This window comes from Pseudomonas sp. UBA6699, assembly GCF_002454615.1.
In the GTDB taxonomy this organism is placed as follows: Bacteria; Pseudomonadota; Gammaproteobacteria; order Pseudomonadales; family Pseudomonadaceae; genus Aquipseudomonas; species Aquipseudomonas juntendi.
Genome location: NZ_DKJF01000021.1, coordinates 32,353 through 49,512 on the forward strand (window position 1 = coordinate 32,353; position 17,160 = coordinate 49,512).

At 62.4% G+C, this 17,160-nt stretch carries 18 protein-coding genes; 8 read left to right on the forward strand and 10 right to left on the reverse strand.

The features are described from left to right. Window positions 1–178: 178 nt before the first annotated feature. The 6 genes from B3361_RS04120 to B3361_RS04145 all read left to right on the forward strand — a co-directional run bounded on the left by B3361_RS04120 (window position 179) and on the right by B3361_RS04145 (window position 3,522). Window positions 179–943, forward strand: coding sequence for an FKBP-type peptidyl-prolyl cis-trans isomerase (locus B3361_RS04120; protein WP_154211763.1), 765 nt, complete (start codon window positions 179–181; stop codon window positions 941–943). 289 nt (window positions 944–1,232) lie between these two features. After that, complete coding sequence (locus B3361_RS04125; RefSeq protein WP_029885873.1) at window positions 1,233–1,673, forward strand: YkvA family protein; 441 nt, start codon at window positions 1,233–1,235, stop codon at window positions 1,671–1,673. Window positions 1,674–1,750: 77 nt separating this feature from the next. Beyond that, complete coding sequence (locus tag B3361_RS04130; RefSeq protein WP_009686237.1) at window positions 1,751–1,921, forward strand: YhfG family protein; 171 nt, start codon at window positions 1,751–1,753, stop codon at window positions 1,919–1,921. After that, window positions 1,918–2,535 carry a Fic/DOC family protein gene (locus B3361_RS04135; RefSeq protein ID WP_054905608.1) on the forward strand — a complete coding sequence of 206 codons (618 nt, stop codon included), beginning with the start codon at window positions 1,918–1,920 and terminating at the stop codon, window positions 2,533–2,535. The genes B3361_RS04130 and B3361_RS04135 overlap by 4 nt, the downstream gene beginning before the upstream one ends. A gap of 283 nt (window positions 2,536–2,818) precedes the next feature. Beyond that, complete coding sequence (locus B3361_RS04140) at window positions 2,819–3,157, forward strand: helix-turn-helix domain-containing protein (RefSeq protein WP_029885875.1); 339 nt, start codon at window positions 2,819–2,821, stop codon at window positions 3,155–3,157. Beyond that, window positions 3,154–3,522: a hypothetical protein gene (locus tag B3361_RS04145; protein WP_009686241.1), complete on the forward strand. Its 369-nt coding sequence runs from the start codon at window positions 3,154–3,156 to the stop codon at window positions 3,520–3,522. Before B3361_RS04140 ends, B3361_RS04145 begins: the two co-directional genes overlap by 4 nt. 96 nt (window positions 3,523–3,618) lie before the next feature. On the opposite strand, the gene B3361_RS04150 is transcribed toward B3361_RS04145, so the two are convergent. Then, a complete protein-coding gene (locus B3361_RS04150) occupies window positions 3,619–5,700 on the reverse strand; it encodes a carboxy terminal-processing peptidase (RefSeq protein WP_165944151.1) in 2,082 nt (693 codons plus the stop codon). A 143-nt stretch (window positions 5,701–5,843) separates the two neighbouring features. Here B3361_RS04150 and B3361_RS04155 point away from each other — a divergent pair, with 143 nt between their 5' ends. Further along, a complete protein-coding gene (locus B3361_RS04155; protein WP_009686243.1) occupies window positions 5,844–6,806 on the forward strand; it encodes an NAD(P)H-quinone oxidoreductase in 963 nt (320 codons plus the stop codon). A 106-nt stretch (window positions 6,807–6,912) separates the two neighbouring features. On the opposite strand, the gene B3361_RS04160 is transcribed toward B3361_RS04155, so the two are convergent. The 6 genes from B3361_RS04160 to B3361_RS04185 all read right to left on the reverse strand — a co-directional run bounded on the left by B3361_RS04160 (window position 6,913) and on the right by B3361_RS04185 (window position 12,192). After that, the gene (locus B3361_RS04160) at window positions 6,913–7,566 is read right to left on the reverse strand and encodes an HAD family hydrolase (protein ID WP_029885876.1); all 654 of its coding nucleotides are present in this window, start codon (window positions 7,564–7,566) and stop codon (window positions 6,913–6,915) included. 14 nt (window positions 7,567–7,580) lie between these two features. Beyond that, complete coding sequence (locus B3361_RS04165; RefSeq protein ID WP_009686245.1) at window positions 7,581–8,570, reverse strand: ABC transporter ATP-binding protein; 990 nt, start codon at window positions 8,568–8,570, stop codon at window positions 7,581–7,583. 1 nt (window position 8,571) lies between these two features. Next, window positions 8,572–9,366 carry an ABC transporter permease gene (locus tag B3361_RS04170; RefSeq protein ID WP_029885877.1) on the reverse strand — a complete coding sequence of 265 codons (795 nt, stop codon included), beginning with the start codon at window positions 9,364–9,366 and terminating at the stop codon, window positions 8,572–8,574. Beyond that, window positions 9,356–10,204, reverse strand: coding sequence for an ABC transporter permease (locus B3361_RS04175; RefSeq protein WP_054881375.1), 849 nt, complete (start codon window positions 10,202–10,204; stop codon window positions 9,356–9,358). The genes B3361_RS04170 and B3361_RS04175 overlap by 11 nt, the downstream gene beginning before the upstream one ends. After that, window positions 10,183–10,989, reverse strand: a complete 807-nt coding sequence (locus B3361_RS04180) for an alkaline phosphatase family protein (protein WP_009686249.1) — start codon at window positions 10,987–10,989, stop codon at window positions 10,183–10,185. The genes B3361_RS04175 and B3361_RS04180 overlap by 22 nt, the downstream gene beginning before the upstream one ends. A gap of 138 nt (window positions 10,990–11,127) precedes the next feature. After that, window positions 11,128–12,192 (reverse strand): ABC transporter substrate-binding protein, encoded by a 1,065-nt coding sequence (locus B3361_RS04185; protein WP_154211764.1) that lies wholly within the window; start codon window positions 12,190–12,192, stop codon window positions 11,128–11,130. 315 nt (window positions 12,193–12,507) lie between these two features. On the opposite strand from B3361_RS04185, the gene B3361_RS04190 reads away from it, so the two are divergent. Continuing rightward, on the forward strand, window positions 12,508–13,221 hold the full coding sequence (locus tag B3361_RS04190) for a UTRA domain-containing protein (RefSeq protein WP_029885880.1): 714 nt from the start codon (window positions 12,508–12,510) through the stop codon (window positions 13,219–13,221). A gap of 38 nt (window positions 13,222–13,259) precedes the next feature. Here B3361_RS04190 and B3361_RS04195 read toward each other — a convergent pair whose 3' ends face one another. From B3361_RS04195 to B3361_RS04205, 3 genes are all read right to left on the reverse strand, one after another. Then, the gene (locus tag B3361_RS04195; protein ID WP_029885881.1) at window positions 13,260–15,413 is read right to left on the reverse strand and encodes a mechanosensitive ion channel family protein; all 2,154 of its coding nucleotides are present in this window, start codon (window positions 15,411–15,413) and stop codon (window positions 13,260–13,262) included. Between the two features lie 44 nt (window positions 15,414–15,457). After that, window positions 15,458–15,625 carry a hypothetical protein gene (locus B3361_RS04200; RefSeq protein WP_009686254.1) on the reverse strand — a complete coding sequence of 56 codons (168 nt, stop codon included), beginning with the start codon at window positions 15,623–15,625 and terminating at the stop codon, window positions 15,458–15,460. A gap of 183 nt (window positions 15,626–15,808) precedes the next feature. After that, complete coding sequence (locus tag B3361_RS04205; protein ID WP_029885882.1) at window positions 15,809–17,098, reverse strand: M18 family aminopeptidase; 1,290 nt, start codon at window positions 17,096–17,098, stop codon at window positions 15,809–15,811. Between the last annotated feature and the right edge of the window lie 62 nt (window positions 17,099–17,160).

The following is a 17,160-nucleotide window of genomic DNA, read 5'->3' on the forward strand; positions in this document are numbered from 1 at the left end:
AGGGCGCTCAGCGCCTTGAGGTGGAACCGGCAGCCGCAAGGCCTTCCTGCCGTGCGCGAGGCTGTGGAACTATTCCCTGTTTGTTGGCTCTTATGCCGGTAGCCATGGGTTGGGGACGCCTGATAAGCTCGCGGCTTCTACCCTGATTGCCCTTATGGCGCATGAACAAGGAAATGACATGAAACAGCATCGTTTGGCGGCTGCGGTTGCCCTGGTTGGCCTGGTACTGGCTGGCTGTGATCAACAGGCCAGCAGCCCCGAGCTGAAGACCCCGGCGCAGAAAGCCTCCTACGGAATTGGCCTGAACATGGGCAAGAACCTGGCTCAGGAAGGCATGGAAGACCTTGATTCCAAAGCAGTCGCCCTCGGTATCGAAGACGCCGTTGGCAAGAAAGAACAGCGTATCAAGGACGAAGAGCTGGTAGAGGCCTTCACCTCGCTGCAGAAACGTGCCGAAGAGCGCCTGGCCAAGGCCAGCGAAGAAGCCGCCTCTGCTGGCAAGAAGTTCCTTGAGGAAAACGCCAAGAAGCCGGGTGTCGTAACCACCGCTTCGGGCCTGCAGTACGAAGTGATCAAGAAAGCCGACGGCCCGCAGCCCAAGCCGACCGACGTGGTGACTGTCCACTACGAAGGCAAGCTGATCGATGGCAAGGTCTTCGACAGCTCCGTCGAGCGCGGCAGCCCCATCGACCTGCCGGTGAGCGGCGTCATCCCGGGTTGGGTCGAAGGCCTGCAACTGATGCACGTTGGCGAGAAGTACAAGCTGTTCATCCCGGCTGAACTGGCCTACGGTGCACAAAGCCCAAGCCCGCTGATCCCGGCCAACTCGGTACTGGTGTTCGATCTTGAACTGATCGCCATCAAGGACCCGGCCCAGCTGCAAGGCGCTGAGCCGGACGCTGAAGCCCCCGCTGAAGCGCCTGCCGAAGCCCCTGCCAAGTAATACTGGCTGTTTGCCGAAAACGCCCCGTCTTTACGGGGCGTTTTCGTTTCAGCTGCTTGGACGAACCTGCCACTGCTGATACTGTCCGAGGAAATGCAGCGTGAAGAAGTAGGACGCTTCTGACGCAAGTCGCTCGCGGCGCTGGTAGCAACAGCCTGTAACGACTGTGTAAAAAACGCCCGATCTGACCGGGGCCCTTGCCTGGCAGGCACCCAGGGTCAGAAACTGTGGCCTGTTCACAAGGTTATCCACAATAAATGTGGATAACCTTTTCCCTCTCGGAGGTTCCATGAGCGCACCCTGGAATTTCGCCCGTTTCCTGCCCTTGGCCGAGCGCCTGCTTAGCCGCGGCCGGTTGCCGGCCTTGCTGTTCGCCGTGGCGCGCAAAGGCCCACGCCTTGGCCAGTTGCGTGACGACGTGAAATTGCTGCAGTCGCTGTGCCTGGCATGGTGGCGCGGCGAATACCGCGCCATCAGCCCCAAGGCGCTGGTGACCATCGTCGCTGGCCTGCTGTATTTCGTCAGCCCCATCGACGCTATCCCCGACTGGTTGCTGGGCGTCGGGTTCCTCGACGACATCGCAGTGCTGGGCTGGGTACTGAAAACCGTGGCCGACGAACTGGCCCGCTTCAGGGCCTGGCGCGACAGCCAGGCACCCGAGCGGCTACGCGTGGTCGAGCGGCTGCCCGCGACACCGGAAGCACTGCGCCTGGAGCGCAATACCCGGTAAAACCGAACTTTTGGGTAGCTGGCCTGGCTTGGAGTCTGTCGGCTACAATGACACCTACAGACATTAGAGACTCGTCCATGGACAAGCTAAGCCTGCACGCCAAAAAAGCGTGGTTCGCCAAGCATCGCACTGCGAATTTCGAAAACAGCCTGCGCCTTGAAGGCTTTATCGTGCCGCCAGACGACGGCAAAGCGAAGTTGCCTGCCCGTGCTGCTGCACGCGAAGCCGTGCGGCAACTCAAGGCTTGAGTGTCGACAAGTATGGGGTCTATCAAGACCCTGATTGCTACCCTGACACGGACGTCCTGAAGAACCTTCTCAATCTGCGCAATGCAGAGGATCTGACGGAAGCTGAGCGTTACCTCACCCAGGTAGCGGCATCGCAGCTGGAGTTCGAAGAGCCTCCATACGATCTAGGTACATTAAAACGAATTCACCGCTGTATGTTTTCAAGTATCTACAGTTGGGCTGGAGAAACTCGATCCGTAAAGATCAGCAAGGGCCATAGCCACTTCTGTGTACCGGACCGTATCGAGCCAGAGGTAGCGAAAGAGTTTTCCAGAATGGCGCGGGCGGGCTGGTTTGAAGGCTACTCTCGTGATTCGCTCGTGGTTTCCGTTGCTCAATCGTATGGAACATTGAATGTCGCTCATCCCTTCCGTGAAGGTAATGGTCGGGCTCAGCGTGTTCTGTTTGAATGGCTAGTCGTGAACGCTGGTTTCGAGATTACCTGGGGACGGGTTGGCCAGGAGCAGTGGGTAGCGGCGAATATCGAGTCTTTTCAGGGCAATGACCAGGCTTTGGAGCTCGTCTTCAATCAATGTATCGGCGCTCCGATCAGGGAAGCCAACGATCCATCTTGATACTTGTTCTCTGATTCTGTGGGTGCTTCAGCGATTGCAAACTGGCGGTGACATTCATTGGGGGCCGACCTCGTCTGACGATGTCCGCTCTCGAGCACGCCTGCTGGAAATCTCTTACAATGAGATATAACAGAAGGGGAGCAGCCCGATTGCCGTTCGCTATTGGCTGTCATCCGGTTGGATGAGAGGGCAGGGTTGCCGCGCTGTATTGCAACGCCTATGCCGGCTCCCCCAGATAGGCCGTATGGATTGCATGCTGTAATCCTTGTTGAAGGGGTTTGTAATGGGTATTCAGGTCATCAGCCGCGACGGTCAGCCCGAGTACGCCGTGGTTCCCTGGGAGCAGTACCAGGCGCTGCTGCAGGCTGCAGGGCAGGCACCTGCCGAGGCCGGTGCCAGCGAGCCGGCTCCCGCCGCAGCCGTTGCAGCGCTGCCGGCGTTCAGTGAAGTTGCACAGATCCGCCAGGCCAAGGGCATCGCGCCTGAGCAACTGGCGCGCAATGTTGGGGTCAGCCCGGCCTACCTGGCCATGATCGAATCCGGCGAACGCCACCCGGATGCCGCCATCCGCCGTGCTCTGGCCTGGCACCTGGGGGTCGCAGGCTGGAGCGAGCCATCATGAGCCAGGTCAGGATCAGCCGTCAGCATTGGGACAACCTGCTGGGCGAGCTTGACCTGGCCCGCCGTCAACGTCACTTGCTGACTTACAGAGCGCTGATCGAGCGCTTGCAATTGCCCAGCCCGGCCATGCAGACACTCACCGCTGCGCTGGAATACCTGGCGGTGCTGGACGCGCGTGCCGAGCAACCGCTACGCAGTTCGTTGGTCATCAGCCAGGGCGCCAGCCGCTTGCCGCGTACCGGCTTTTTCGAATGCGTAGAGCGCCTGGGGCGCTTTTCCGGCCCGATCGACGGTATGGAGGCCGCGTCGTGGCATGCTTCCGAAGTGGTGCGGGTGTTCGAATACAGCTACCCCGAAAGCGCCTGATCGCCAGCTGCACCGGGTTTTATCCAGGCAGGCATGAAATGAAAGGGCCGGGCATTTGCATGCCCGGCCCTAGTTGTGTCGCGACAGCCAGCGGCCTTACTTCTTGGCCACTTTGCTGCTGGCGCTGAGGTAGTCGATCAGGATGCGACCGGTTTCTGCCAGGTAGGCGTCGTCTTCCGGCTTGGTGTTTTCATCCTCGGCCGGCAGCGCGTCTTCGTCCTCTTTCTTCAGCTCTTTGAGCGGTTCTTCACCTTTGGCCTTGCGGCGGGTGTTTTCCAGCGCCAGTTGTTTCGCCTCGATCTCGTCGTGGCGGGCACGGCGGTCCTGCTCGTTGAGGCTGACGGTTTTCTCGTTCATCAGCTTCTGGGTCAGGGCCAGGCGGTCGCGGATGTAGGTGAACTCGGCATCCTTGTCGCTACGTGCCTCATGCTGGGCCTTGAGCTGCGCCAGGAACGGTTTGAACGGGTCGGCAGCGGGCTTGACCACCGGGCGAATGGTGTCCCAAGGCATGGCCTCGGGCAGGGCGCTTTCGCCGATTTCCTTGGTGTCGATGATCGATGGGTAGTCGATGTCCGGCAGTACGCCCTGATGCTGGGTGCTCTGCCCGGATACCCGGTAGAACTTCGCCAGTGTCAGCTTCAGCTCGCCATGGTTGAGCGGCTGGATGGTCTGCACGGTGCCCTTGCCGAAGGTCTGGCCGCCAATGATCAACGCGCGGTGGTAGTCCTGCATGGCACCGGCGAAAATCTCCGAGGCCGAAGCCGAGAGGCGGTTGACCAGCAGCGCCAGCGGCCCTTTGTAGAAGGCACCGGGGTTTTCGTCTTCCAGCACGTCGACCCGGCCATCGCTGTTGCGCACCAGCACCGTCGGCCCTTTCTCGATGAACAGGCTGGTCAGTTCGGTGGCTTCCTGCAACGAGCCGCCGCCGTTGTTGCGCAGGTCGATGACCACGCCGTCGACTTTCTCTTTCTGCAGCTCGGTGAGCAGTTTCTTCACGTCACGCGTGGTGCTCTTGTACTCCGGGTCGCCGGCGCGATAGGCCTTGAAGTCCAGGTAGAAGGCCGGGATCTCGATGATGCCCAGCTTGTAGTCACGCCCGTCCTGCTTGAGCTTGAGCACAGACTTCTTCGCCGCCTGCTCTTCCAGCTTCACCGCCTCGCGGGTGATCGACACGATCTTGCTGGTCTGGTCGCTCGGCGCGTTGCTGGCCGGGATGACTTCCAGGCGCACCACCGAGCCTTTCGGGCCGCGGATCAGCTTGACCACTTCATCCAGGCGCCAGCCGACCACGTCGACCATTTCCTTGTTGCCCTGGGCGACACCGATGATCTTGTCTGCCGGTGCCACCTGCTTGGTCTTGGCTGCCGGGCCGGCCGGCACCAGGCGCACGATCTTGACCTGGTCGTTGTCGCTTTGCAGCACTGCGCCGATACCTTCCAGCGACAGGCTCATGTTGATGTCGAAGTTTTCCGCGTTGTCTGGCGACAGGTAGTTGGTATGCGGGTCGTAGGACTGGGCGAAGGTGTTGATGTAGGCCTGGAAGATATCTTCGGCACGGGTCTGGTCCAGGCGCGCCAGCTGGTTCTTGTAGCGCTTGGTCAGGGTTTCCTGGATCTGCTTGGGCTCTTTGCCGGCGATCTTCTGGCGCAGCACTTCGTCTTTCACGCGTTTGCGCCACAGGTCGTCAAGCGCAGCCTGGTCCTTCAGCCATGGCGCGTCCTTGCGGTCGATCAGCAAGGTTTCCTTGGTGGTGAAGTCCATTTTGTCCACGCCCTTGTTCAGCTCGGCCAGGGCGAAGTCCAGGCGTTGCTTGACGCGGTCGAGGTAGCGCTTGTAGATGGTGAAGCCCGGGTCGAGGTTGCCGCTTTTGAGGAAATCGTCGAATTGCGTTTTCCACTTGTCGAATTCGGCGATATCGGCCGCGGTGAAGTAGCTGCGCGCCGGATCCAGCAGCTTGATGTAGCTGTCATAGATGATGACCGAACGGGCGTCATCCAGTGGCGGCTTGCTGTAATGGTGGCGCTTGAGCAACTCCACCACATTGAGGCTGGCGACAATCTCGTCGCGGTCGGGTTGCAGGCTGTCCCATTTGTTGGCGGCCGCTGCATTGCCGCCGAGCGCGAGGCTGCCCAGGCCGATCATCATGGCCAGGGCGGTGCTTGGGAGGAAATGCTTCATGCTGATTCGACGTGGGGGCAATTGATCACGCATAGTAGGCCGTCTTTTCCGTTCGCCGGTTCCAAAAGAGCCGGGCGCATACTGCAAAAAGCCTGGGCACAACGATCCCAGGCTCGGTCATATGATTCAACTATGGAGGCACTGTGAAGGCATTGCAAGGCGTTGACGGACATGTGACCTGGGTCGAGGCCGAACGCCCGACCTGTGACGCGGGCCAAGTGCGCATCCGCGTGGCTGCGGCGGGGTTGAACCGCGCCGATTTGCTGCAGATGAAAGGTTTGTACCCACCGCCGCCAGGTGCCAGCCCGTACATGGGGCTGGAGTGCTCCGGGGTGGTCGAAGAAGTGGGCGCTGGCGCAGCCTGGCGCGTGGGTGATCGGGTCTGCGCGCTGCTGGCCAGCGGTGCCATGGCCGAGGAAGTGGTGGTCGACGCCCGCCACGTACTGCCGGTGCCCGAAGGCCTTGGCCTGCATGAAGCCGCTGCACTGCCGGAGGTGTACGCCACTGCCTGGCTGAACATCTTCCAGCTTGGTGCGCTGAAGGCGGGCGAGAAGGTCCTGGTGCACGCCGGTGCCAGCGGCGTCGGCTCGGCAGCCATTCAGCTGTGCAAGGCCTTTGGCAGCCCGGTCTGGGTCAGCGTCGGCTCGGCGGACCGCCTGGCCTATTGCCAGGCCTTGGGCGCAGCAGGTGGCGTGGTGCGTAACCAGAACCTCGACGCGCTGGAAGGTCTGGGCCCGTTCGACGTGATTCTCGACCCGGTGGGGGCCAGCTATGGTGAACTCAACCTCAAACTGCTGGCCCGTGACGGGCGCTGGGTGATCATCGGCCTGATGGGCGGCCGCACGTTCGAGCTGGACCTGGCTCAGGTACTGGGCAAGCGCCTGGGGATCACCGGTTCTACCCTGCGCAACCGTGATGACAGCTTCAAGGCCGAGCTGCTGCGCGAGTTGCAGCAGCAGGTGTGGCCGCTGTTCAGCGAAGGGCGCCTGTCGCCGCAACTGGTCGATACCTACCCTGTGGAGTTCGCCCAGGCGGCGTATGCCGAGCTGGAGACCAACCAGGTGTCGGGCAAGTTGGTGATGGTGATCGACCCGAGCCTGGCTTGAGGTTGCCGGGGCTGCTGAGCAGCCCATCGCGACACAAGGCCGCTCCTACAGGAGGTTGCATTTGCCTGTAGGCGCGGCCTTGTGTCGCGAAGCGCCCCCATGTCCCTCAAGTCCAACTCAAGACAGGCCAGCCATTCTTCTCGGCGTGCTCGCGCAACACCCCATCCGGGTTCACCGCATACGGGTGATCCACCTTCAACAACAACGGCAGGTCATTCCTCGAATCGGAATAGAAGCTCGCCCCCTCCAGGTTCTCCTGCTCCTGGTCCAGCCATTCCAACAGCCGGGTAATCTTGCCCTCGCGGTAGGTCAGTACCCCATGGGTGTTGCCGGTATACACCCCGTTCACCGCCTCCAGCTCGATCGCCAGGTATTCGTCCACGCCCAGGCGCGCCGCAATCGGCCCCACCAGGTGCGTGCCCGAAGCGGAAATGATCAGAATGCGATCGCCGCGCTTGCGGTGCTCGGCAATGCAGCGGCAGGCGTCGCCGTAGATGATCGGTTCGATCACCTCTTCAACCCACGGCTCCACCAAATGCTCGACTTCCTCCAGGGTGCGCCCGGCTATCGGCTCCAGGCTGAAGGCCATGTAGTCCTCCATCTGCAGGTGGCCTTTGCCGTACGCTTCCATCAGCTCATGGTCGCGGCGCAGGAATTCCTTGCCATCGACCCAGCCCAACCGGGCCATCTGTTCACTCCACAGCGACGCGCAGTCGCCGTGGATCAGGGTTTCGTCCAGATCGAAAATTGCCAATGCCATCGTGTTGCATCTCCTTAGGCCACTTCGCGTAGCGCCGTGGGGTCGATCGACAGGCTCACCCGTTGCCCGTCTGCATGCAGGTCGGCCGGTGAGCGGTTGAGTACGTCGACCACCAGTTCCACGCCACGCACTTGAACGCGGTAGCGGATCACGTTGCCCAGCAGGCTATGGCTGCGTACCTCGGCGTCGCGCTCACCCGCCAGGCCCAAGGTGATGGATTCCGGGCGGATCGCCAGGCGGCAGGCTATCGGGCGTTGCAGCAGGCGGCTGGCGCTGTCGGCGTCAAGCAGGTTGTAGTTGCCGATAAAGCCTGCGGCAAACAGGTCCACCGGCGCAGTGTAAAGGGTTTCGGCATCGCCGCTTTGCACAATGCGCCCCTGGTTCATCAGGAAGATACGGTCAGACATGGTCAGCGCCTCTTCCTGGTCGTGGGTGACGAAGATGGTCGTCAGCCCCAGTTCGCGCTGGATCGCGCGAATTTGCTCGCGCAGGTGCTTGCGGATACGTGCATCCAGTGCCGACAGCGGCTCGTCGAGCAGCAACAGGCGTGGCCGGGTGACCAGCGAGCGGGCCAAGGCCACGCGCTGGCACTGGCCGCCCGACAGCTGGTGCGGGTAGCGCCCGGCAAAGGTGCCCAGCTCGACCAGGTCCAGTGCCTCGCGCACGCGCCGCTGGCATTCCTCGGCCTTGACCTTCTGCATGCGCAGGCCAAAGGCAACGTTCTGCTCCACGGTCATGTTGGGGAACAGCGCGTAGCTCTGGAACACCATGCCGATGCCGCGTTGCTGCGGGCTCAGCGGCACGATGTCGTGGCCGTCCAGCAGGATCTGCCCGCGGTCCACCGGGGTGAGCCCGGCGATGCAACGCAGCAGCGTGGACTTGCCGCACCCGGAGGGGCCGAGCAGGGTGACGAATTCGCCGCGCTCGATGTGGCAGTCGATGTTCTCGAAAACCGGGTTGCCGGCATAGCGCTTGTGTAATTGCTGTACGCTGACGAAGCTCATGTCAGGTCTTGTCCTTGTTCAGGCAGTTGGCAACCCAGGTCAGTACCAGCACGAAGGCGAAGTAGGAAATCACCAGCGCGCTGTTGAAGTGGCCGCTGCTGTTGCGCATGTTGTTCAGGTACACCTGCAGGGTCTCGTAGCGGGTGCCGACCAGCAGGTTGGCGAACACGAACTCCCCGAACAGGAACGAGAACGACAGCAGCAGCGCCACCATCAGGCCCTTGCGCAGGTTTGGCAGCACCACCAGCAGTGCGGCTTGCCAGGTGCTGGCGCCCAGCAGCTGGGCTGCGTCCATCAGGTCGTGCAGGTGAATGGCCTGCAGGTTGTTGGTGATCGCCCGGTACATGAACGGCAGGGCGATGGTGAAGTAGCAGCCGATCAGGATCCACGGCGTGCCGACCATGGCCATCGGCCCGCTGCCGTACAGCTGCAGCAGCCCTACCGACGACACCACCGGCGGTACCGCGAAGGGCAGCAGGATCAGGATGTTCATCAGCCCGTCGAGCCTGGGGAAGTGGTAGTGGACCACGAACAACAAGGGCAGGATCAGTACCACCGACAGCAGCAGCGCCCCCACGCAGACCAGCAGCGACTGGCCGAACGCCGCCAGGAAGCGGGGTTCGCTCCACAGCGCGATGTACCACTTGAACGTCAGGCCGCTGGGCAGCAGGCTGGCCGACCAACTGGTAGCCAGCGAGTAGAGCAGGGTGCCGGCCAGGGGCAACAGCAGAATCAGGAACAGCAGGTACACCACGGCGCGGTGGTACCAGCCGCCGGCACGGGTTTCAGCGCGCATGGTAGCTCCGTTTCAGTAGCCATTGATGCACCACCGTGACCAGCGTCATCAGCCCTACCAGAACCATTGCCAGCGCGCTGGCCAGGTTGGGGTCGAGGCTGATGTCACCGGCCACCAGGCCAGCGATGCGGATCGGCAGTACGTTGAAGTTGCCAGTGGTCAGCGCGTACACGGTGGCGTACGCGCCAAGGGCATTGGCCAGCAGGATGACGAAGGTGCCCAGCAGGGCCGGGGTCAGCACCGGCAGGCCGATGTGCCGCCAGAACTGCCAGTGGCTGGCGCCCAGCAGTGCCGCCGATTCACGCCAGTCTTCGCGCAGTGCGTCGAATGCCGGGTACAGCAGCAGCACGCCCAGCGGGATCTGGAAGTAGGTGTACACCAGGATCAGGCCGTTTCTGGAATAGATGCTGAAGTCTTCCAGCAGGCCGATCTGCTTCAGCAGCAGGGTCAGTGCGCCGTTGAAACCGAGCAGGATGATGAAGGCAAAGGCCAGCGGCACCCCGGCGAAGTTGCTGGTCATGTTGGCGAAAGCGCTGACGAAGTCGCGCAGCCTCGAGTCTACCTGGCGCAGCGAATAGGCACCGAGGGTAGCGATGACGATACCGAACAGGCTCGACCAGAAGCTGATCTCCAGGCTGCGTTGCAACGCCTGCAGGTAGAACTTCGAGGTGAACACCTTGCTGAAGTTGGCCAGGCCCCAGCCAGCCTCCGATTGCAAGCTGTTGATCGCCACCCAGGCCAGCGGGGCGATCTGGAAGATGACGAAGAACACCGCGAACGGCAGTAGGCACAGCAAGGCCAGGTAGCGGCTGCGGTTCACTTGAGCAACTCCCTGCATACCGTTTTGTCGTGCGCCACGCCCAGCAGCTCGCAGATGGTGCCGCATAGCTCGGTCTGCTGTGGCTTGGCGGCCGGGTCAAGGCTGAAGGCTTCGCCAAAGACGAACAGCGGCACTTCGCGTTCCTCGGTGAGCAAGCCATTGTGCGAGCGGTCGTTGTTCATGCCGTGGTCGGCAGTGACCAGTACCTGGTAGCCCTCTTCGAGCCAGCCTGGCAGGTAGTCGGCCAGCAGGATGTCCACGCTGCGCGCGGCATTGCGGTACTGGCTGCTGTCCAGGCCATGGTGGTGGCCGACATCATCGATGCTCATGGGGTGCAACAGCAGAAAGTTCGGGGCGTGCCGCCGGCGCAGGTACTCGCCGTCGGCCAGCAGGTGTGAGTCCGGGTAACGGTCGTCCCAATAGAACAGCCCGTGCTGGATCGGCAGCTTCGGGGCGTGGGTATGGCGGTCGCGCTGCGGGTCGAAAGGCGAGCGGTTGTACAGTTCGCTCATCCAGTGATAGGCCGCTGCCGCCGTGCCCAGGTTGGCCTCACGCGCGTAGTGGAACACGCTGCGTTGGTTGGACAGGCGGTTGACGCCGTTGTGCACGATACCGCTGTCGATGGGCGCTACGCCGGTGAGGATGCATTCGTACAACGGCCGTGACAGCGATGGCAATTCGCATTCCACGCGGTACAGCGCGGCGCGGTCGGCCTCGACATAAGCGTGCAGGTGGCCCATGGCATGGTGGGCAACCTGGTAGTTGAGGCCGTCGAGCAGGACCAGGATGACGTTGTGTTGCATGGTGGCTCCCAATGAGCTGCAGGCGGTTCTAGCTGAAAGCTGAAAGCTGAAAGTTGCAAGCTACAAGCTGCAAGAAGAAGCCGGCATGGCGCTCACCGGCTTCCACTTGTAGCTTGCAGCTTGCTACTTGAAGCTTCTTCATTCCATCTCGATGATCACCTGCTCCTGCCACAATTGCGGCAGCTTCTTCGAGGTCGTTTCCCAGGCTTCGGCATTCTTGATCGGCTGCGCCGCACTGTACTGCTCATTGGGCAGCAGTTTGGCCTGCACGTCTTCCGGCAACTTCATGTGCTCGGCTCGGATCGGCCGTGCATGCCCCTTGGCCAGGTTGATCTGCCCGGCGTCGCTGAAGATGTATTCACGGGTCAGCTTGGCAGCGTTGGGGTGCTTGGCGTATTTGTTGATGACGGTGGTATAGCCGGAAATCACCGAGCCGTCGGCCGGGATCAGCACTTCAAAACGCTTGGGGTCGATCTGCTCGCGGTAGCTCAGGCCGTTGAAGTCCCATACCACGCCCACTTCAACTTCACCCTTTTCAAGGGTCTGGATGGTCGGGTTCGCCAGGGACAGGCGCTTCTGCTGGGCCAGCTTGGTGAACAGTTGCAGGCCGGGTTCGATGTTGCTTTCACTGCCTTTGTAGGCGATGGCCGCGGCCAACACGCCGTTGGCCGCCTGGGCAGCGGTGCCGACGTCACCGATAGCGACCTTGTACTTGCCTTTCTCCAGGTCGTGCCAGGTTTTCGGGCGTTCGCCTTCCTTGACCAGATCCTTGTTGATGATGAAGGCGATGGTGCCGGTATAGGCCAGTGCCCAGTGGCCATCTTCATCCTTGGCCCATGCCGGCACCTGGTCCCAGGTGCTGGGCTTGTACGGTTGGCTGACACCCTTGGCCACTGCAATCGGGCCGAAGGCGGCGCCCACGTCACCGATATCGGCGCTGGCGTTGTCTTTCTCGGCCTCGAACTTGGCCAGCTCCTGCGCCGAGCTCATGTCGGTGTCGCTGTGCTTGAGGCCATATTTGCTGGCCAGGTCTTCCCAGGTGCCTTTCCAGTTGGCCCAGGCATCGGGCATGCCCACGCTGTTGACGGTGCCTTCCTTGCGGGCGGCGTCTTCCAGCGCCTTGAGGTCAGGGCCGGCGGCCAGCGCCGAGGTGCACAGGGTAATGGCCGAACCGAGCAGTGACGCCATGAACAACTTTTTCATCCGAAGCTCCTTGGTATGGGTGCCTGTAGCGATCGTTGTTAGGAGTGAGGGGTGTTCTGGACCGTTGGTCTAGGTCAGCAAACCTTGAGCCAAGGTAGGCCGCTTGCGTGACAATTTGATGTAGGGGTACACCGGCAACGGCCCTGCGACTAAAGCGTAGACCACGGAATTCAACCGGTCGGGCGGCCTTGGCGCGTTTCTGGCAAGGGTCGCGGCAGGCGCTTGTCACAGGATATTCATCAGCCCTGCCTAGGCTGCACTAATCTTCACAGGCCCCTTTGTGGGGCTGGACTAGTCCAGATAGGTAACCTTTTGATGCAGTCGACGCCCCCGCGTGCGGTAACAGCCATCTGCCATGCCCTGCAGGAGCAGATCGAGCACGGCTTGCTGGAGCCGGGCGGCAAGTTGCCGGCCGAGCGCCGGCTGAGCGAGCTGTTCGGCACCACGCGCATTACCCTGCGTGAAGCGCTGGTGCAGCTGGAAGCCCAGGGCCTGATCTACCGCGAAGAGCGGCGCGGCTGGTTTGTGGCGCCGCAGCGCCTGACCTACGACCTGATCGAACGCAGCCACTTCCATGCCATGGTGCGCGCCCAAGGGCGCGTGGCCAGCACCGAGCTGCTGTCGGCGCGGCTGCAGCCAGCCCCGGCAGCCATCTGCGCACGCCTGCAGATGCCGGCGTTGTCCAGTGTGGTGCGCATCTGCCGATTGCGGCGCATTGATGGGCGGGCAGTGTTGTATGCCGAGCACTACCTCGCCCCCCGGTATTTTCCGGACATCCTCGAGCACGACCTGGCGCAGTCGCTGACCGAGATCTATGGGCGGGTGTATGGCATCGAGTATGGGCAGGTGTGTTTCGAGATCCTGCCAACGGCATTGCCGGTCGAAGCGGCGGGGGCGTTAAAAGTATCGGCGGGGAGCCCGGGGCTGCACATTACCCGGGTCAACAGCGACCAGTATGGGCACCTGATCGACTGTGACCTGGAGTATTGGCGGCATGATGCCATTCGTATTCGTGCCCAGGCGGGCTAGGGTGTTGGCTGCTTCGCGGGCAAGCCCGCGAAAAGGCGCTAACTGGAGGAACCGGTTTCCGCCATCCCACCACCCCCGGCGGTCACCACCTGCACCGACAACCGTGGCGTCGCTAGATCCAGCCCGGCCTCGTCCAGCTGCCGCTTCAGCGCCAGGTTGAACGCCCGCGACACTTCCCACTGCTTGATCGGCGCGGTCTTGAACCGTGCTCGCAACACCGCCGAACCCGACTCGAAGCTTTCCACGCCCTGCAGCTCCAGCGGCGACCAGATATTGCGGCGCATCAGTGGGTCGTTGCGCAGTTTTTGCCCGACTTCGCGAATCAGCGTGATGGCCTGGTCAATGTTCATGCTGTGCGGGATCGCCACCCGGAAGATCGCGTAGCCGAACTCCCGCGAGTAGTTCTTGATGCTCTTGATTTCGCTGAACGGAATGGTGTGCACGATGCCGTCGATATCGCGCAGGCGCACGGTGCGGATGGTCAGCCCCTCGACGGTGCCCAGGTGGCCGCCGACATCCACGTAGTCGTCGATGGCCAGCGAGTCTTCGATGATGATGAACAGCCCGGTGATCAGGTCGGCCACCAGCGACTGCGCGCCAAAGCCGATGGCCAGGCCGATCACGCCGGCACCGGCCAGCAGCGGGGTGACGTTCATGCCCATGTTGGCCAGGGCCACGATTACGGCAATGATGAAGATGACCACGAACATCACGTTGCGGATCAACGGCATCATGGTTTGCGCGCGGGCATTGGCCAGCCCCCGGCGCGAACGTACCAAGGCATGGTGCACGGCGGTGTCGGCCAGGATCCACACCAGCCAGGCGACGATCAGCGTGCCGGCCAGCCCCAGCAGGCGCACGCTGATGTCGTGACCGTCGCCCTCGGCGAAGGTGATCATCGACAGGCCCCACACGCGCAAGCCCAGCTCGATGAACAGCAGCCAGATGAGGATGTGCACCAGCAGGTAGCCAAAGTTGCGCAGGCGCTCGGCATACACCGCCTGGCGCTTGGCCGCCCGCTTGGGGTTGGCTGCATGCCGCCGCACCAGGCCATTGAGCACCATGCACACCACCACCAGCACCGTGCACATCAGTGACTGGCGCAGCGCGGTGCTGGTGTCACCGGCAGAAACGAAGGTGGCGAACAGTGAAATCGCCACCAGGATCAGTGCGGGAATGAACCAGAAGCTGCCAAGGATCTCGATGGTGTCGCTGAGCGTGCGCCGCGTCAGGCGCCGGGACAGCGGCTGGTTGCGGATCAGGTGGGCGATCGGCCGGCGGAAGCGCAGGATGAACAGCCCGGTACACAGGGCGGCAATCACATTGGCCAGGGTTGCCAGCGCATGTGCCAGGTGGGTACCCAATGCCACCAGCAGGCGCGGGTCGCTCATGGCCTCGCCAAAGGCGGCGAAGCTGCCGATCAGCCACAGCGGCCGGAACGCCTGGTGCCGCAGGATATGCAGGGCGCGGTGGCGGTGCGGGCCGTCGAGCAGCGAAAAGGCGATGACGCACACCGCCGAGAAGCAGGTGCCCACCACCAGCGCGTAGGCCAGCACCATGGCCAGCGATTTGCCCAGTGACGGCGGCAGCACGAAGCTCAGGTACACGGTGAACACCAGCGCCACCAGCCAGGGGCCCAGCTTGCGCAAGGCAAAGCGCACCAGGTCCCAGGTGCGTGGGTGTTGCGGCAGTTCTTCACTCAGCCCAAACCGCAGGCGTATGCGGTGGCCGACCCAGTTGAAGAAGTAGGCCAGCAGGCTCCACACGGCAATCACCGCGGCAAAGCCGAACAGGATGGCCGGCCACTGGTGCACCGGCACCATCAGCTCGGTCAGCTCGACCTGGGCCTGTTCGATTTCCGCCGCCCAGCGGTGGAACGGGCTGGCATCGCCGCTGAACTGTTTTTCGAAGTCACTCAGCGCACCGCCGATCAGGCCGAGCACACCTTGCTCGACACTGGGCTGAGTTTGCCGGGTGGCATCGCGCAGTTTTTTCAGGTCGGCCAGCAGCTTGGCCCGTTGCTGGTCGTTCTCGAGGTTCTTGATCACCTCGTCCAGCGACTCGCCCAGTGGCTCGGTGGCCTCCGGCTGCGCGGGCGCGCTGCTGCCCAGCAGGCTGGGCAGGCCCGCTGCCTGCACCGGGGTGATGAACAGCAAGAACAGTAGGAACAGGAAACGCAGAAGGGCAGGCACTGGCAAATCTACCTCAGGTCAAACGATTGCCCGAGTGTAGAGGTTTATGTCGGCAGTTTCTCGAGGATCTTCCAGCAGGTAAGGCCAAAGATGCCCAAGGTGCCGATCCACATCATCAGCACACCGATACTGCGTTCGCGCATGCTGAAGCCAACGGTCAGCAACAGCAGGAACAGAAAAACCGGCACGAACAGGGACAAAAACGGGGACATGGACAGCAATCCTTTTGCAGTGGGGCCATGTAACAAGCATAGCGGGTGGCAAGCGAAGCGGGATTGACCTTGAGCAGGCCAGGCCCTATCGCCGGCAAGCCGGCTCCCACAGGGAAAGCGCCAGCCCTGAAGGTTGTGCAGTACCTGTGTGGCTTGCCGGCGATAGGGCCAGACCTGCCTAGCTCAAGGCAGCTCGCGGCACCGGTAGAACGCTGTCAGCACCTTCACCAGGTGCGCCAGGTCATGGCTACCACACAGCTCGCGAATCGAGTGCATGGCAAAGGTCGGCAAACCGATATCCACGGTGCGCACACCCAGGTGGCTGGCCGTGATCGGCCCGATGGTCGAGCCACAGCCCATGTCGCTGCGTACCACGAAGCTCTGCACGGGCACTTCTTCGGCCATGCACAGGTGGCGGAAGAACCCAGCGGTTTCGCTGTTGGTGGCGTAACGCTGGTTGTTGTTCACCTTGATCACTGGCCCGGCGTTGAGTTTGGGCCCATGGTTGCCGTCGTGCTTGTCGGCATAGTTGGGGTGTACGCCGTGGGCGTTGTCGGCCGATACCATCAGCGAACGCTGGAGGGTGCGCACGTAGGTGTCGCCGTCGGGCAGCAGGCGTTGCAGGGTCTGCTCCAGCATCGGGCCATCGGCGCCGCAGGCCGAGCAGCTACCGACCTCTTCATGGTCGGTGCACACCAGCACGCAGGTTTCGTCGCTGTCGGCGGCCAGCAGTGCCTGCAGGCCGGCGTAGCACGACAGCAGGTTATCCAGGCGGGCCGCGGCGATGAAGTCGCCGTTCAGGCCGACCAGGGCGGCCTGCTGGGTGTCGTAGAAGCTCAGTTCGTAGTCCAGCACCACGTCGGCGATCAGCTCGTGTTCACGGGCCAGTTGCTCGGTGAGCAGGGCGCGGAAGTCGATGCGTTCGTCACCGGCCACCTGGGCCAGAATCGGCGGCAGTTCGTTCTGCGGGTTGATCGCCCAGCCCTCATTGGCGGTGCGGTTCAGGTGGATGGCCAGGTTGGGGATGATGGCAATGGGCAGTTTGAAGTCGATCAGTTGGCTTTCGACCTTGCCATCACGGCGGTAGGTGACCCGCCCGGCCAGCGACAGGTCGCGGTCGAACCACGGCGCCAGCAGGGCGCCGCCATACACTTCTACGCCCAGTTGCAAAAAGCCCTGGCGCTGCAGCTCGGGCTGCGGCTTGACCCGCAGGCAAGGGCTGTCGGTATGCGCGCCGACCATGCGGATACCGTGGTGTAGCGGGGCTTGCTTGCCCAACTTGATGGCGATGATCGATGAATCGTTGCGGGTAACGTAGTAGCGCCCGCCCGGCACCGTGGCCCAGCTATCACGCTCGTCCAGGCGCTGGTAACCGGCTGCCTCCAGGCGTTGGGCCAGGCTGGCGGTGGCATGGAAGGGCGTGGGGGAGGCCTTGAGAAAGTCGATAAGGCCAGAATTCAGTGCATCGCGCATAACTCACTCCAATTCGAGCTTCAAGCTATAAGCTTCAAGCCATAAGCTACAAGCCATAAGCT

Excerpts from the sequence above, each read along its gene's own strand:
- B3361_RS04205 (WP_029885882.1), bottom strand. The coding sequence starts at position 17,098 with ATGCGCGATGCACTGAATTCTGGCCTTATCGACTTTCTCAAGGCCTCC.
- B3361_RS04150 (WP_165944151.1), bottom strand. The coding sequence starts at position 5,700 with ATGAAGCATTTCCTCCCAAGCACCGCCCTGGCCATGATGATCGGCCTG.
- B3361_RS04130 (WP_009686237.1), top strand. The coding sequence starts at position 1,751 with ATGGACAAGCTAAGCCTGCACGCCAAAAAAGCGTGGTTCGCCAAGCAT.
- B3361_RS04120 (WP_154211763.1), top strand. The coding sequence starts at position 179 with ATGAAACAGCATCGTTTGGCGGCTGCGGTTGCCCTGGTTGGCCTGGTA.
- B3361_RS04160 (WP_029885876.1), bottom strand. The coding sequence starts at position 7,566 with ATGGCATTGGCAATTTTCGATCTGGACGAAACCCTGATCCACGGCGAC.
- B3361_RS04180 (WP_009686249.1), bottom strand. The coding sequence starts at position 10,989 with ATGCAACACAACGTCATCCTGGTCCTGCTCGACGGCCTCAACTACCAG.
- B3361_RS04175 (WP_054881375.1), bottom strand. The coding sequence starts at position 10,204 with ATGCAGGGAGTTGCTCAAGTGAACCGCAGCCGCTACCTGGCCTTGCTG.
- B3361_RS04170 (WP_029885877.1), bottom strand. The coding sequence starts at position 9,366 with ATGCGCGCTGAAACCCGTGCCGGCGGCTGGTACCACCGCGCCGTGGTG.
- B3361_RS04185 (WP_154211764.1), bottom strand. The coding sequence starts at position 12,192 with ATGAAAAAGTTGTTCATGGCGTCACTGCTCGGTTCGGCCATTACCCTG.
- B3361_RS04145 (WP_009686241.1), top strand. The coding sequence starts at position 3,154 with ATGAGCCAGGTCAGGATCAGCCGTCAGCATTGGGACAACCTGCTGGGC.
- B3361_RS04190 (WP_029885880.1), top strand. The coding sequence starts at position 12,508 with ATGCAGTCGACGCCCCCGCGTGCGGTAACAGCCATCTGCCATGCCCTG.
- B3361_RS04165 (WP_009686245.1), bottom strand. The coding sequence starts at position 8,570 with ATGAGCTTCGTCAGCGTACAGCAATTACACAAGCGCTATGCCGGCAAC.
- B3361_RS04140 (WP_029885875.1), top strand. The coding sequence starts at position 2,819 with ATGGGTATTCAGGTCATCAGCCGCGACGGTCAGCCCGAGTACGCCGTG.
- B3361_RS04125 (WP_029885873.1), top strand. The coding sequence starts at position 1,233 with ATGAGCGCACCCTGGAATTTCGCCCGTTTCCTGCCCTTGGCCGAGCGC.
- B3361_RS04200 (WP_009686254.1), bottom strand. The coding sequence starts at position 15,625 with ATGTCCCCGTTTTTGTCCCTGTTCGTGCCGGTTTTTCTGTTCCTGCTG.